This is a genomic window from Bradyrhizobium sp. AZCC 1693 (assembly GCF_036924745.1).
Taxonomy (GTDB): Bacteria; Pseudomonadota; Alphaproteobacteria; order Rhizobiales; family Xanthobacteraceae; genus Bradyrhizobium.
Map to the genome: position 1 here is coordinate 483,172 of NZ_JAZHSD010000001.1, position 15,646 is coordinate 498,817.

At 63.1% G+C, this 15,646-nt stretch carries 12 protein-coding genes; 8 read left to right on the forward strand and 4 right to left on the reverse strand.

The features are described from left to right. Window positions 1–3 precede the first annotated feature (3 nt). The 7 genes from V1293_RS02365 (at window position 4) to V1293_RS02395 (ending at window position 6,581) form a co-directional block, all read left to right on the forward strand. Window positions 4–1,173 carry an acetyl-CoA acetyltransferase gene (locus V1293_RS02365; protein WP_334506356.1) on the forward strand — a complete coding sequence of 390 codons (1,170 nt, stop codon included), beginning with the start codon at window positions 4–6 and terminating at the stop codon, window positions 1,171–1,173. Window positions 1,174–1,290: 117 nt separating this feature from the next. After that, window positions 1,291–1,491 (forward strand): hypothetical protein, encoded by a 201-nt coding sequence (locus V1293_RS02370; RefSeq protein WP_334506358.1) that lies wholly within the window; start codon window positions 1,291–1,293, stop codon window positions 1,489–1,491. Window positions 1,492–1,640: 149 nt separating this feature from the next. After that, window positions 1,641–2,843, forward strand: a complete 1,203-nt coding sequence (locus tag V1293_RS02375) for a CaiB/BaiF CoA transferase family protein (protein ID WP_334506360.1) — start codon at window positions 1,641–1,643, stop codon at window positions 2,841–2,843. An 11-nt stretch (window positions 2,844–2,854) separates the two neighbouring features. Further along, window positions 2,855–4,021, forward strand: coding sequence for an acyl-CoA dehydrogenase family protein (locus tag V1293_RS02380; RefSeq protein ID WP_334506362.1), 1,167 nt, complete (start codon window positions 2,855–2,857; stop codon window positions 4,019–4,021). Between the two features lie 13 nt (window positions 4,022–4,034). Then, complete coding sequence (locus V1293_RS02385) at window positions 4,035–5,171, forward strand: thiolase family protein (protein ID WP_334506363.1); 1,137 nt, start codon at window positions 4,035–4,037, stop codon at window positions 5,169–5,171. After that, entirely contained in the window at window positions 5,168–5,527 is a 360-nt protein-coding gene (locus V1293_RS02390) for a Zn-ribbon domain-containing OB-fold protein (RefSeq protein WP_334506365.1), read from the forward strand. Before V1293_RS02385 ends, V1293_RS02390 begins: the two co-directional genes overlap by 4 nt. 526 nt (window positions 5,528–6,053) lie before the next feature. Continuing rightward, on the forward strand, window positions 6,054–6,581 hold the full coding sequence (locus V1293_RS02395; protein ID WP_334506367.1) for a carboxymuconolactone decarboxylase family protein: 528 nt from the start codon (window positions 6,054–6,056) through the stop codon (window positions 6,579–6,581). Window positions 6,582–6,594: 13 nt separating this feature from the next. Here V1293_RS02395 and V1293_RS02400 read toward each other — a convergent pair whose 3' ends face one another. Beyond that, window positions 6,595–7,851 (reverse strand): Hsp70 family protein, encoded by a 1,257-nt coding sequence (locus V1293_RS02400; protein ID WP_334506369.1) that lies wholly within the window; start codon window positions 7,849–7,851, stop codon window positions 6,595–6,597. 230 nt (window positions 7,852–8,081) lie between these two features. Between V1293_RS02400 and V1293_RS02405 the strand changes: the two genes are divergently transcribed. Continuing rightward, entirely contained in the window at window positions 8,082–10,415 is a 2,334-nt protein-coding gene (locus V1293_RS02405) for a Tex family protein (RefSeq protein ID WP_334506371.1), read from the forward strand. 49 nt (window positions 10,416–10,464) lie between these two features. Here V1293_RS02405 and glsA read toward each other — a convergent pair whose 3' ends face one another. Genes glsA through V1293_RS02420 form a run of 3 tightly spaced genes read right to left on the reverse strand, consistent with a single transcriptional unit; the run spans window position 10,465 to window position 15,613 of the window. Further along, complete coding sequence (glsA, locus tag V1293_RS02410) at window positions 10,465–12,324, reverse strand: glutaminase A (protein ID WP_334506373.1); 1,860 nt, start codon at window positions 12,322–12,324, stop codon at window positions 10,465–10,467. Window positions 12,325–12,346: 22 nt separating this feature from the next. Beyond that, entirely contained in the window at window positions 12,347–14,401 is a 2,055-nt protein-coding gene (locus V1293_RS02415; RefSeq protein ID WP_442894198.1) for a TRAP transporter permease, read from the reverse strand. Window positions 14,402–14,452: 51 nt separating this feature from the next. Further along, window positions 14,453–15,613: a TAXI family TRAP transporter solute-binding subunit gene (locus V1293_RS02420; RefSeq protein ID WP_334506377.1), complete on the reverse strand. Its 1,161-nt coding sequence runs from the start codon at window positions 15,611–15,613 to the stop codon at window positions 14,453–14,455. Window positions 15,614–15,646 lie beyond the last annotated feature (33 nt).

A 15,646-nucleotide genomic window follows, 5' to 3' on the forward strand; every position in this document is an offset into this window, starting at 1 on the left:
ACCATGACAGCCAGCATCGTCGGATGGGCGCACACGCCGTTCGGCAAGTTCGACGCGGAAACCGTCGAGAGCCTCGTGGTGAAGGTTGCGACCGAGGCGCTGGCGGATGCCGGCATTTCAGCCGAAGACGTCGACGAGATCGTGCTCGGGCATTTCAATGCCGGCTTCTCGCCGCAGGATTTCACGGCCTCGCTGGTGCTGCAGGCCGACCCCAAACTGCGCTTCAAGCCGGCTACCCGTGTCGAGAATGCTTGTGCAACCGGTTCGGCCGCGGTGCATCAGGGCATCCGGGCGATTGCCTCCGGTGCGGCTAAAATCGTGCTGGTGGTCGGCGTCGAGCAGATGACGCGGACCCCCTCGGCCGATATCGGGCGTTATCTTCTGAAGGCGTCCTATCTGCCCGAGGACGGCGACACCGTCGGCGGCTTTGCCGGCGTGTTCGGCAAAATCGCGCAGGGCTATTTCCAGAAATATGGCGACCAGTCGGACGCGCTGGCGATGATCGCGGCCAAGAACCACAAGAACGGCGTCGCCAACCCCTATGCGCAGATGCGCAAGGATTATGGCTTTGAGTTCTGCCGCTCGGAGAGCGAGAAGAACCCGTACGTCGCAGGCCCCCTGAAGCGCACCGACTGTTCGCTGGTGTCGGATGGCGCGGCGGCGCTGGTGCTGACGGATTTGGAAACCGCGAAGACCATGGGCAAGGCGGTGAATTTCCGCGCCACCGCGCACGCGCAGGATTTCCTGCCGATGTCCAAACGCGACATCCTGCAATTCGAAGGCTGCACGGTCGCCTGGCAGCGCGCGCTGGCGCAGGCCGGCGTGCAGCTCTCCGATCTTTCCTTTGTCGAAACCCATGACTGCTTCACGGTTGCCGAACTGATCGAATATGAAGCGATGGGCCTGACGCCGCGCGGGCAGGGCGCACGCGCGATTCTGGAAGGCTGGACCCAGAAGGACGGCAAGCTGCCGGTCAATCCATCCGGTGGTCTGAAGGCCAAGGGCCACCCGATCGGCGCCACCGGCGTCTCCATGCATGTGATGAGCGCGATGCAGCTCGTCGGCCAGGCGCCCGAGGGCATGCAGCTCAAGAACACCAAGCTTGCGGGCATCTTCAACATGGGTGGCGCGGCGGTGGCAAACTACGTCTCCGTGCTGGAAGCTGCGAAGTAACCGCAAAAGTGCTATCGTAGGGTGGGCAAAGGCGCGTGCCTTGCCCACCGACCGCTCGATGAAATCAGGCCACTGGGCGCGCTTGCTTTTGCCCGGGCCACCTCCGGAGCGTGCATCATGAGCAACGAGAGTTCGTTGTCATCGACCGAACTGAACAACCGGATCAGGATTCTGGAAGACAATATCCGGCAGTTGATCGAACAGGCGGCTGCCGCCTCCGGCGAACAGAACGAAGCGCGTATCGCCGACCGCCTCAGCCAGCAGAATGATGAGCTGGAGCGCCTGACCCGGGAGCGCGACGCCAGGTCCAAGAAATAGTAGTCGAATAGCCGTCGAAGAAGTAGCCGCCATCGCGCGCATACGGCCATACGCTGAGCGCGCCTTGATCTTCGTAAGTGCCTGCCGTTACTTGGTCCGCACAACAATGCGAGGCCGTATGGCCGTGGTGCGGGGAGCGGGGCTGAGCCATGGGACCATTGGAAGGCATCAAGGTCATCGACATGACGACCGTGCTGATGGGGCCCTATGCCACCCAGATGCTCGGTGACTACGGCGCCGACGTCGTCAAGGTGGAATCGCTGGATGGCGACGTGACGCGGCAGATCGGGCCGACCCGTCATCCCGGCATGGGGCCGGTGTTCCTCAACACCAACCGAAGCAAGCGCTCAATTTGTCTCGATTTGAAGAAGCCCGCCGGGCGCGACGCTGTGCTGCGGCTGATCAAATCCGCCGACGTGCTGGTATACAACGTGCGCCCGCAGGCCATGGCGCGGCTGAATCTCGGTTACGACGTCGTATCGAAAATCAACCCGCGCCTGGTCTATGCCGGTGTGTTCGGCTTCGGCCAGGATGGGCCCTATGCGGCGAAGCCCGCCTATGACGATCTGATCCAGGGCGCGACGGCATTGCCGGCGTTGATGGCGCAGACCGCCGATGGCGTGCCGCGCTATGTCCCGAATGCGCTGGTCGACCGCATTGTCGGGCTCACGGCCGTGGGTGCGATCTGCGCCAGCCTTGTCGATCGCAACCGTACCGGCTGCGGCCAGCGCGTCGATATCCCGATGTTCGAAACCATGGCCGGTTTCGTGATGGGCGACCACATGGGCGGCCTCACCTATGAGCCGCCGCTCGACAAAGGCGGCTATGCGCGACACCTGTCGCCGGACCGGCGGCCCTACAAGACTTCGGACGGCTACATCTGCGTGATCGTCTACAACGACAAGCAGTGGCAGAATTTCTTCGATGCCACCGGGCGCGACGATCTTCGCGTCCATCCGAAATTCGCGACCTTCGCCGGCCGCGCCGTCAACATCGACACGGTCTATGCCGAACTGGCGCGCATCCTCGAAACCAGGACCACCGCCGAGTGGACCGATATCCTTGAAAAGGCCGACGTGCCGGTCATGCCGATGCATGATCTCGAAAGCCTGCTGGGCGATCCCCACATCGTCGCGACCGGTTTCTTCCCCGTAGTCGATCATCCGACCGAGGGCCGTATCCGCAACATGCGGCCTTCGGCGCGATTTTCGGAAACGCCGGTTGAAACCATACGGCTGGCCCCGCGCCTGAGCGAGCACAGTGCGGAAATCCTCAGCGAAGCGGGGTTCTCGGCGGACGAAATTGCCGCTCTGGTGCGCGATGGCGTCACCAAGACCGTGCCAAACACGTAAGGACGAGATAGATGGATTTTGCGCTGTCGGCCAACCAGGAATCGATCCGCGACGCGGTCGGAAAAATCTGCTCACGCTTCGACGATGCCTATTGGCTGAAGAAGGACAAGGAGGGCGGCTACCCCGCCGATTTCCACCGCGCGCTGGCGGACGCCGGCTGGCTCGGCATCTGCATCCCTGAGGAATATGGCGGCTCGGGGCTCGGCATTACCGACGCCGCGATCATGATGCGGGCGATTTCGGAATCGGGCGCCGGCATGTCCGGTGCGTCCGCCGTGCATATGAACGTGTTCGGGCTCAATCCCGTCGTCGTATTCGGCACCAAGGAACAGTGCACCCGCATGTTGCCGCCGATCATCGACGGCCGCGACAAGTCATGTTTCGCGGTGACCGAACCCAATACCGGCCTCAATACCACGCAGTTGAAAACCCGCGCGGTGCGCAAGGGCGACAAATATGTCGTCAACGGCCAGAAGGTCTGGATTTCTACCGCGCAGGTCGCCAACAAAATTCTGCTGCTGGCGCGCACCACGCCGCTGGAAGAGGTGAAGACGCCGACGCAGGGCTTGAGCCTGTTCTACACCGACTTCGACAAGAAGCGCGTCACCGTGCATGAGATCGAAAAGATGGGCCGCAAGCCTGTCGACTCCAACGAATTGTTCTTCGAGAATTTCGAAATCCCGGTCGAGGACCGCCTCGGCGAAGAAGGCCGCGGCTTCGAATATATCCTGCACGGCATGAATCCGGAGCGCATCCTGATCGCGGCGGAAGCGGTTGGTCTCGGGCAGATCGCGCTGTCGCGCGCTGCGGCCTACGCCAAGAACCGCATCGTGTTCAACCGCCCCATCGGCATGAATCAAGGCATTCAGCATCCGCTGGCGAAGAACTGGATGGAACTGGAAGCCGCGTGGATGATGGTGCTGCGCGCAGGCTGGCAGTACGACCAGGGCATGCAGTGCGGCCCGGCCGCCAATGCTGCAAAGTACCTCGCTGCAGAAGCCGGTTTTCACGCCTGCGAGCAGGCGGTGATGACGCATGGCGGCTTCGGTTACGCCAAGGAATATCACGTCGAGCGCTATTTGCGGGAATCCCTGATCCCGCGCATCGCGCCGATCAGCCCGCAGCTCATTCTCAGCTTCATCGCCGAGAAAGTGCTCGGTCTGCCGAAGTCGTATTGAGAAACAGACGACCATGAGCTTCATCACCGGCGTCGGGCTGACATCTTACGGCAAGCACGAAGGCTCTTCCTCGCTCGATCTCATGAGCAAGGCGGCTGAGCTTGCGATTGCCGATGCCGGGCTGAAGCGATCCGAGATCGACGGCGTTCTCTGCGGCTATTCGACGGTTTCGCCGCACATCATGCTGGCGACCGTTTTCGCCGAGCATTTTGGTATCCAGCCATCCTATGCTCATGCGGTGCAGGTCGGCGGGGCCACCGGGCTCGCCATGACCATGCTGGCGCATCATCTGGTCGACGCCGGCGTCGCAAAGCATATGCTGGCGGTCGGCGGCGAAAATCGTCTGACCGGGCAGAGCCGCGACGCCTCGATCCAGGCGCTGGCGCAGGTCGGTCACCCCGACTACGAGGTGACTTTGGGGCCGACGATCCCCGCCTATTACGGCCTCGTCGCGTCGCGCTACATGCACGAATATGGCGTCACGCAGGAAGACCTCGCCGAATTCGCGGTGCTGATGCGCGCCCACGCCCTGACGCATCCCGGTGCCCAGTTCCACGAGCCGATCACCGTCGCTGACGTGATGGCTTCAAAGCCGGTGGCGATGCCGCTGAAGCTTTTGGATTGCTGCCCGGTGTCCGACGGCGGTGCGGCGTTCGTGGTCAGCCGTGAGCGAACAGGTGCGACCGGCGTTCGCGTGCGCGGCTGCGCGCAGGCGCATACCCATCAGCACGTCACGGCCGCGCCCGCCTTGAGCGAGCTCGGCGCGGAGATTGCGGTCGCCAAGGCGAAGGCCGCGTCCGGCGTAGCGATATCGGACGTGCGCTACGCCGCGGTCTACGACAGCTTCACCATTACGCTGGCGATGCTTTTGGAAGACCTCGGTCTTGCCGGGCGCGGCGAGGCGGCCGCGCGGGTGCGGGCAGGGCATTTTGGCCGCGAAGGGGTTATGCCCCTCAACACCCATGGCGGGCTTTTGAGCTACGGCCACTGCGGCGTCGGCGGCGCGATGGCGCATCTGGTCGAGACGCATTTGCAGATGACGGAGCGCGCCGGACCTCGGCAGGTCCGCGATGCCTCGATCGCGCTCTTGCACGGTGATGGCGGCGTGCTGTCGTCGCATGTGAGCATGTTCCTGGAGCGGGTGCGATGATCGACAAACTCGCCGACTGGACCACGGGCGCCGAGGCCATCGTCTATCAATCCTGCGGCGCGTGCGGGAACGTGCAGTATTTCCACCGCAATTTCTGCGCCGCCTGCGGTGCGCCGGATCCGACTGAGAAGCGCGCCAGCGGAACCGCGACGGTCTATGCGACGTCGCTGGTGTGCCGCGCCGCAACGCCGGAGACGCGCGCGCATGTTCCCTACAATATCGTGCTGGTCGATGCGACCGAGGGCTTTCGCATGATGGCCCATGGTGCCAACGATCTCGCGATCGGCGACATCGTCATCGTGAGCTATCGGCCGTTTGCGGGAAAGCTGGTCCCGTATTTCGAGAAAGCGAAGTAAGCTTCAGGCAAAATGCTCACGCTACGAAGCAACCCAGAATTACGCGGAACAGGTGAAAATCTGAGTGCTTCGACGCGTCAACATTCAGTGCCAGTAGAACACAACGCTGGCGATGACGAGCATCGCTGTTACCGCCAGTGTCTGCGCAAGCGCTTCCGAGGCCGCCTTCCTGGTGGCTTCCTTCATGCCTAACTCCCTAGACTTGGGCATGAGTCATCCTTGCCCGTGAAGGCCTGATGAACTCAGTTTGGTTTTACTCGGAACACCCCGCGACGAGTATTCGCTCCTTTGAGTCCCCACTCAGCGAATATCGACAGTCCTGAGAATCGACCAGCATTGAGGCGGCAATTTGTCTCGCTCGTAGCCGGTTTGTGCACGAGAGAGGGAGTTTTTTGGCGCGAGTCTAGCGGCTTGGGCGCAGGCCCGAACCTGAGGCGGCGACGTTTCGACAGTTGATCAGCTTTCTGCTGCGGTGCATGATCCCCCTGTCAACAAATCAGAAAATCTCCAAACCCCAAGGTGATCAATGGCCCGCGTCGAATATAGCGATCCCGCCAAGCACAATGAGCGCACCCGCGAATTGCTGGGCAAAAACCGCAATGCGAACATCTTCCGGATGATGGCGCATTCGCCGAGCTATCTCGAACAATACTGCCGGCTGGGCGGGGCCATCAGGCACAAGGGTGAACTGGACCCGATCGTGCGCGAACTCGCCATCACCCGCACCGGCATTCTGTGCGAGGCGCCCTATGAAATCGTCGCCCACAAGCGGATCGGCAAGAATGTCGGGGTTACCGACGAACAGAACGAGGCGCTGGAGAACTGGGAAGCGGCGACCTGCTTCAACGAAGTGCAGCGCGCCGCGCTCGCCTTCACCGATGAAATCGTCCGGCGTCACAAGGCGACGGACGCGACCTTCAACGCGATTGCCTCGAAACTGACGCCGGCTGCATTGGTCGAACTGCAGCTCGCGGTCGGCTTCTACATCATGACGTCCAAGTTCCTGGAAACGTTTGCCATCGATCTGCAGCCGGTGACGGAAGTGGTGGGCTGATCTGCGGCCGTTCTCAGCTCGCAGGCCCGTATCGTCGCAGCGCCTCCAGTGTCAATCCCTTGCCGACCGCGCCGAAGATGTCACCCTCGACGATGCGGGCCGACGGCATGGCCTTGGCGATCGTGTTGCGAACGTGGGCGAGTTTTACCGAGCCGCCGGTCAGGAACACCGAGTCGATATCACCGGCGGCCAGTCCTGCCTGGATAAGGCAGTTGTTGATACGCGCCGCGATGCGATCGGCCAGCTGCTTTGTATGGCTAACAAGATCGGGGCGGCTGATATCAGCGCCAAGACCGGGGGTAACCCACTCCAGCGGAATGTCCGCCCGGCGCTTCTCGGAGAGCGCGATCTTGGCCTCTTCGACTTCCATCGCCAGCGTATGGCCGCGCTGTTCGTGCACCACGCGTATCAGCCGGTCGAGAAGTTCCGGCTCGCTGGCCTCCTGCCGGACCTGGCGGATATCGGCCATCACGCGCGGTTCATACATGCGGTTGATGCTCGACCAGGTCGCGAGGTCGTGGAAGTAGCTCGACGGCACGTCAAGCCCGGCACGCTTCATGGCGCTGCGGAATCCGAACAGCGGCATGATCACGCCGAGGCTGAGCTGACGGTCGAAATCGGTGCCGCCGATGCGCACGCCGTCATTGGCGAGAATATCGGCCGCCCGATCGGCCTTGCCGTGGCGCTCGGGCCCCAGACGCACGATCGAAAAGTCGGACGTGCCGCCGCCGATATCGGCGATCAGTGCGACTTCCTCGGATGTGATCTGTCGCTCATAGTCCAGAGCCGCGGCGATCGGCTCGAACTGAAACGTGACCTCGTCAAAGCCGATCCCCCGCGCAATCGTTCGCAGCGTGTCCTCCGCCTTGCGATCAGCGTCCGGCGCGTTGTCGACGAAGTGCACCGGCCGGCCATGAACAACCTCGCGCAGTTCGCGGCCGGTGGCCTGTTCCGCGCGGCGCTTGATCGCGCCAAGGTAATAGGCGATCACGTCGCGGAAGCTGACCCGTGCGCGTCCGAGCCGGGTGGTTTCGTCGATCAGCGAGGTGCCGAGCACCGACTTGAGGCTCCGCATCAGGCGGCCGGGCGCGCCTTCGACATAAGCTTCCACAGCCCTGCGGCCGATCAGAACGCCGCCGTCCACCTCATAGAACATCGCACTGGGTATAGTGGTCTGTGCGGCCTCCAGGGCCACCAGAACCGGCGCTTGGCCCTCGATGGTGCCAAGCGTCGTGTTCGACGTTCCGAAATCAAGGCCACAGATTGACATGGATGCTCCTGGAGGGAGCGTCCGTTTACACATTACAACGCCATCGATCCACCTTTATCTTGTGTCGTCGCAACCGGTTGTTCGCACATATTGAATTGTTCGATTAAGGCCATCCACAGATCAATTTGTTTCCCGCGACGCCTTGATGAAATAATCTGCGATGGTCCATAAGCGGCCTCCGGCGGCGGGGGCGACTCACCTGCCGCGCTGGTTTCGGGAAAGATTTGGCCGTGGCAAATATCAATCGACAGATCGCGGAAGAACTCGGCGTTCGCGAGCAGCAGATCTCGGCGACCGTCGAATTGCTCGACGGCGGCGCCACCGTGCCGTTCGTGGCGCGCTATCGCAAGGAAATCACCGGTGGGCTCGACGATGCGCAACTGCGCACGCTGGAAGAGCGGCTGACCTATCTGCGCGAACTCGAGGAGCGCCGGGTCGCCATTCTCAATTCGGTCCGCGAGCAGGGCAAGCTCGACGCCACGCTGGAAGCCGCAATCATGGCGGCCGACAGCAAGGGGCGTCTGGAAGACATCTATCTGCCGTTCAAGCCGAAGCGCCGCACCAAGGCCGAGATCGCCAAGGAAGCCGGGCTCGAACCATTGTCCGAACTGTTGCTGACGCAGCCGCAGAACGATCCGTTGGCGGTGGCCGCGACCTTCGTCGACGCCGAGAAGCAGGTGGCGGATGTCGCCGCGGCGCTCGAAGGCGCGCGTGCGATCCTGGTGGAGCGCTTTGCCGAGGATGCCGATCTGATCGGGCGCTTGCGCGAAGAAATGTGGTCGAACGGGGTGATGACATCCACCGTGCGCAAGGGCAAGAAGCTCGAAGGCGAGAAGTTCAAGGACTATTTCGACTACAACGGAGCCCTCCACAAGCTGCCGTCGCACCGCATTCTCGCGCTGTTCCGTGGCGAGAAGGAAGAAATTCTCGAGCTGCAGATATTGCCCGATGCGCAAGTTCCGGTCGCCAACGTGCCGAGCGCGTATGAATTGAAGATCATGCAGTGCTTTCTCATTTCCGATCAGGGCCGCCCGGGCGACCGCTGGCTGGTCGAGACCGCGCGCTGGGCGTGGCGCACCAAGATCCAGGTGCATCTCAACATCGACCTGCGGATGCGGCTGTGGACGGCGGCGGAGACCGAGGGCGTGCGGGTGTTCGCCTCGAATTTGCGCGACCTGCTGCTGGCGGCGCCAGCCGGCGCGCGCGTCACCATGGGGCTCGATCCCGGCTATCGCTCCGGCGTCAAGGTCGCCGTCGTCGACGCCACCGGCAAGGTGGTGGCGACGAGCACGGTCTATCCGCACGAACCGCAACGGCAGTGGGACGCGACGTTGGCGACGCTGGGCAAGCTCGCGGTCGCGCACCGCGTCGACCTGATTGCGATCGGCAACGGCACCGCCTCGCGCGAGACCGACAAGCTGGCGACCGAACTGGTCAAGCTGCTGCCGGACCTGAAGATGTCGAAGATCGTGGTGTCCGAAGCGGGCGCATCGGTCTACTCCGCCTCGGCCTTTGCATCCGAGGAATTGCCGGAGCTCGACGTCACCTTGCGCGGCGCGGTGTCGATCGCGCGGCGCCTGCAGGATCCGCTGGCCGAGCTCGTCAAGATCGATCCGAAGGCGATCGGTGTCGGGCAATACCAGCACGACCTCGGTGAAACCAAATTGGCGCGCTCGCTCGATGCCGTGGTCGAAGACTGCGTCAACGCCGTCGGCGTCGATGCCAACACGGCTTCCGCGCCGCTGCTGGCGCGGGTGTCGGGCATCGGCGCAGGGCTGGCGCAAAGCATCGTGCAGCATCGCGACGCCAACGGCCCGTTCAAATCGCGAAAGGCGCTGAAGGAAGTGCCGCGGCTGGGACCGAAGGCGTTCGAGCAGTGCGCAGGGTTCCTGCGCATCAACGGCGGTGAAGACCCGCTCGATTCTTCCGGCGTCCATCCGGAAGCCTATCCTGTGGTGCGGCGGATACTCACCGCAGCAAAGAGCGACATCAAGGCGCTGATCGGCAATGCCGAGATCGTGCGCCAGCTGAAGCCGCAGGCCTTTGTCGACGAAACCTTTGGTCTGCCCACGGTCACCGACATCCTGCGCGAGCTGGAAAAGCCCGGCCGCGATCCGCGTCCGGCCTTCAAGGCCGCCGTCTTCAAAGAAGGTGTCGAGGAGATCAAGGACCTCAAGCGCGGCATGATCCTGGAAGGCACGGTGACGAACGTCGCGGCCTTCGGCGCCTTCGTCGATATCGGCGTGCATCAGGACGGCCTGGTGCACATCTCGGCGATGTCAAAAACCTTCATCAAGGACCCGCGCGAGGTGGTGAAGCCGGGCGACATCGTCAAGGTCAAGGTGCTGGAGGTCGAGGTCGCCCGCAAGCGCATCGCGCTGACGCTGCGGCTGGATGATGAAGTCGGCGCCAAGGGCCCGAAGCTGTCGGAAACCAAGATGCGCGAGTATTCCAAGGCGTCGATGACGTCATCCGCGCCGCGCAAGGCGCAGGACCAGGGCGGCGCACTGGCCGATGCGCTGCGGCGCGCGGCCGAGAAGAATGGACGAGGCAAGGCTGGGTAGGCGGAATAACAGCCAGCCACTCGGCGATGAGCATCCGGGACACGGAAGCCTAGCTCGGCGTCAACAGATTCAGCTTGGCGTTGGCGAGGATCAGGCGATCGGCCAGCAATTGCGCGAGGTTGCGCATGATCCGCTCGCCGGCGCGCGGATGCTGCTTTCGGAAACGTTCGAAATCGCGGAGCGGGATTTCATAAGCCGTCGCGGCCATGTCGGCGAAGACGTCGGCGGAGCGGTGCGGCTCCAATAGCGCCATCTCGCCGAACGGCATTCCCGCCGTCAGCGTCGCCAGACGGATGCCGTCGGGCAGGGTGACATGGACCACGCCACTCCTGAGAAAGAACACCGAGGTCGCGGGATCGCCGGCGGCGATGATCTTTTCGTTCGCCTGATAGGTCCGGATCGAAGCGAGCGAGGCGAGATCGGTCAGTTCCTCGTCCGTCAGCCCCGCCAGCAGCGCCTGTTCGGAAAGTTCGGTCGCCTCGAAAAAGTCGATCGAGCCGCCGTAGCGATAGACCACCTGGTCTTCCGCCCATTCGATGGCGGCATCGAGCAAATAGTAGTTGCGGATGTTGCTGAGGCCTTCCGTCCATTCCCCGATCATCTTCCAGTCCGGCGACGACCGCCTGATGCCGGACAGGATCACCGTGACGTGGTGGGCCGCGAGCTCGTGGAATTCCTCGGCGAGCAGGCGGGTGCCGGCGCGGGTCATGGCCGTGACGCGGCGCAGGTCGAAGATGACGAGCTGCGGCCGCGGCTTGGCCGCAAGCTGGCGCGAGACGTAATCGACATTGGAGAACGACAGCGTGCCCACCAGTTCGATCACGCGGACGTCCTGATAATGGGCCGCGAGGATGCTCTGTTCCTGCGCGCGCCGCACGCGCCGCGACGGGCTGTTGCCGATGTCGTAATCGGCGATGATGCTGTTGCGGGCGTCGTCGCTGCGGTTCAGCATATGCAGGTCGTAATGCGATGACAGCGCCTCGCAGACCTTGATGCCGCGCACGCTGTTGCCATGCTTGTCGAGTTTCGGCGAATAGCTGCCGAGGCCGAGCCGCGCCGGTAGCGCCGCAAGGATGCCGCCGCCGACCCCGCTCTTGGCGGGGATGCCGATCCGGTAGATCCATTCCCCGGCGTAGTCGTACATGCCGGAGCTCGTCATGACGGAAAGCGTCCGGGAGATGGCGTAAGGCGTCAGCACCTGTTCGCCGGTTACGGGATTGATGCCGCGATTAGCCAGCGTGGCCGCCATGACCGCGATATCGCGCGCCGTCACCAGGATGGCGCATTGCCGGAAATAGACCTCCAGCACGGCAGCCACATTGTCCCGGATCACGGCATTGGTGCGCAGCAAATAGCCGATCGCGCGGTTGCGGTCGCCGGTGGTGCTCTCGGAAGCGTAGACGGCGTCGTCGACGTCAAGCTCGCGCCCGGCAAACCGGCCCAGCGCCTGCCGGATATATTCGAACGCGGCGTCCCCCTTGGCCTCATGGATCAGGCCGGAGCAGGCGATCGCGCCGGCATTGACCATCGGATTGAAGGGATGGTTCTCGGCGTTGAGGCGGATCGAGTTGAAGGGATCGCCCGACGGCTCGACGCCGATCACACTCTCGACCCGCGCCGCACCCAGCGTGTCCAGCGCCAGCGCGAACACGAACGGCTTCGACATCGACTGGATGGTGAAGGGGACCTGCGTGTTGCCGATCTCATAGACATGGCCGTCGAGAGTAGCGAGGCTGATGCCGAAATGGGCGGGGTCGGCCTTGCCGAGTTCGGGGATGTAATCGGCGACCGCGCCGCTGGTCTCGCCAGCGAACTCGGCGTGGCACGCATTCAAAAACCGCAGCAAGGGCGGCTTCGAACTGGTCCAGGCCGCGGGGCCGGCGTTAAGCGGAGGAGGCGATTGTTTCATCGCCTCCTCTTGTGCAACGCAATCAGGGTGCGCGCAACTGGTCCGGCACCAGGGTCTGGCGACGTATGAGGACGAACGCGATCAGCGCGGTGGGTATGAGAATGGCGAGACCGAGCATCGTGACCTGTATCTGTGACAGCGGCATGATGCCGCCGCCGGGCGTGGCCACCACGAACCCGCCGATCACGAGCAATACCCGCAGCGGCCATTCCAGTAGGCCGGTGCCCCTGAGGTCGCCGACGAAGACCTGATAGCCCTGGATGCCACCGCAGATGAACAGCGTTCCGAAGCCCGCCAGCGCCATCAGCCCGAGCCCTTCCAGATACGGGCTTGGTCCCTGCAGCACCAGCGCGGGGTTCAGCACGAAGAAGAACGGAATGAAATAGATGATGCTGCCGACCCACATCGATTCCCATCCGGTCTTCATCGCCGGAGAGCCGGCTATGCCGGCTGCGGCAAAGGAGGCGATCGCGACCGGCGGCGTGATCGAGGACAGCATGCCCCAGTAGAAGATGAACATGTGCACGGCCATGCGGTTGAGGCCGAGCTTTTCCAACGCGGGCGCCACCAGAATGGCGAGAAAGATGTAGCAGGCCGTCGTGGTCAGCCCGAGCCCAAGGATGAGGCTGGTGAAGGCGCACATGCCGAGCAGGAGGAACGCATTGTCGCCGGCGATGCGCAACAGATCGTTGGCGAGGCTGGAGACGACGCCGGTCATCGAAAACGCGCCGATCAACAGGCCGCAGCCGGCCAGGATGCCGACCAGCTCGACGAAGGTGCGGCCGTTGACCTCGAGGAACTTGCTGATGGTCGCAAGTGTCCAGCGCGTGTCCTTGGAGAAGATCTGGTTCAGTACCAGCAGCAGCGCGGTCGCATAGAACGGCGCGTGGCTCTCGCGCTTGAAATACAGCAGCATCACGATCAGGAGCGCGATGACGAAGACATAGTACCATCCTTCCTTGATGGTGTCCCAGACCTTCGGCAGCTCGGCGCGCGGAATGCCCTTCAGCCCGTGGCGCGCGGCATAGGAATCCACCTGCATGAACAGACCGACATAATACAGCACGGCCGGTATGATCGCGGCGAGGGCGACGTCGGCGTAGCTGACATTGAGGAACTGCGCGATCACGAACGCGGTCGCGCCCATCACCGGCGGCGCCAGCACCGCGCCGGTCGACGCGCAGGCCTCGATTGCCCCGGCATAGGAGGCGCGGAAGCCGCTTTTCTTCATGACAGGAATGGTCATAGTGCCGGCGGTCAGCACGTTGGAGATGATCGAGCCGGACATCATGCCGAGCAAGCCGGAGGCAAAGATGCAAACCTTCGCGGCGCCGCCCCGGAAGGTGCCGCACAGCGCAAAGGCGATGTTGATGAAGAATTTGCCGGCGCCCGTCATCATCAGCGCGGTGCCGAACACCAGAAAGCCGATCACGGTGTCGGCAAAGGCCTGGATCGGGATGCCGAGCAGGCTTTCGCCCGACAGCACGTGATAGGAGGTCGCCTGTTCGAGCGTCGATTGCGTGCCGCGGAACGGGCCCAGCCACTTGGCATCGGCGAACAGGGGATAAACCGTAAACGGCAGCACGCTCAGCAGCAGGCTCCAGCCGCCTGTGCGCCGCAACGCCTCCATCAGCACCGCCCACATGATGACGCCGGCGACGATGACGGGCGTCGGCGCACCGCCGAATTCCCAGCCGGCTTCTGCCGCCTTGCGGACGCTGCGCATCAGGAGAATGGCGCAGGCGAAAGTGACGACAAAGAGCAGGATGTCATACCAGGGAATTCGATCCAGCGGCGAACTCTCGGCTCCCGGAAAGATCAGGAACGTGAATGGCAGCATCAGCGCAATCAGGAGATAGAAATACTCCGTGTTGAGCTGCGTGTAGCCGATGAAGAAGCGCAGGGAGAATTGCTGGTTGATGCACAGCAGGATGGTTACCGCGGTTGCAACCACCAGCGCCCAGCGCCACGCCCCGCGCAGCGCGCGCACGCGTGTGACTTCGGCTTCCTGCATGTTGGCATGCGGGTCGTCGAACTCAATTCGTTTTGCAGGCACGACTACGCTATCGCTCGACATCATTTCCCCCGAGACGGTGTTGGCCTTCGACTTGAGCGAATAGCGGCGGTGCTATTCGAATCCGTTCGGCATATTCGCCTTTGCCAGCGCCGCAGCGCGCGACTTCATCCAGGCATCGAAAAACGCCTTGTCATCCGATGGCGGATTGGACTTGGTGAAGTCCGTCCACGCCGCCGCCAATACCTGCTGGCGCTTGAGCAGTGCCTTGTTGTGGGCATCCTGTTCGTCGCTCCACTGTCCGGCTTCCTTCAGCGCCCTCACGGCGCCCGGATGCACCGGAACCACCCAGTTTTTGGTCTGGCGGTCGGCCGCAAGGCCGGCCGCGCCGGGCGCGGAATCCTTATAAGCGTCGTAACCCGTGATCATCGCCTTGGTGATGGCATAGACGTCGTCGGCGGCCAGCGATCCGTAAGACACGAAGATCGGGTAGGGGTAGTTGCCGAGTTCGATCGGCTTGTCCTTGGAGATGCCGGCGCCGCAAGTCGCGGTGTGCGGGAAGAAGAACGAGCCAACCTTTTTCACGCGCTCCCAGCCGGCCTTGTCGCCGGGGGGCAAAGGCGGCCAGATGATGCCGCGCGGCGATGTCTCGAGTTCTTTCGCCGGGCCGGTGATGGTGGTGGCGAACGCGGCATCGACGTCGTTGTTGATCATGCCCTTCCACATCGCGCCATAGCTCGAGAATTCGACGATCTTGACGTCGCTCTGCTTGAGGTCGCCGAACGCCAGGATCGCGAGCGCGTTCTGGTTCAGCGCCGGCGAACCGACCACGAAGCCGACCCGCTTGCCCTTGAGCTGCTTGATCTCGGTCACGCCGCTATCCTTGGCGACCCCGAGCGTAGCGGCGTTGCAGTCGACGGTAGACAGCACCAATTGCAGGGCTTGCGGACCCCATTCCTTGGTGCCGAATTCGAACACGCCTTCCTGGGCGAAATAGGAGCCGGAGCCCATCGCGGACATGGCCGCGCGCTTGGCGCGCAACGGCGCCAGTCGCGCCACGTCATTGCCGGCAGGCAGCACGCGGACGTCGGTACCGTATTTGTCCTTCATCATTTTGCCGATGCCGACGGCGATGTTGAAGCCCGCCGTTCCGGTGTCATAGGCGGTGACGACCATGGTCGGCGGCAGCTTGACGTCGTCGGACCAGGCCGGCGAGGCCAGCAGCAAGGCGCCTGCAAGGACAATTGGCGCGAGCAGCTTCAACCGATGAATCATAATTTTTCCCCTCAGATAGTTTTCGCTATGCGA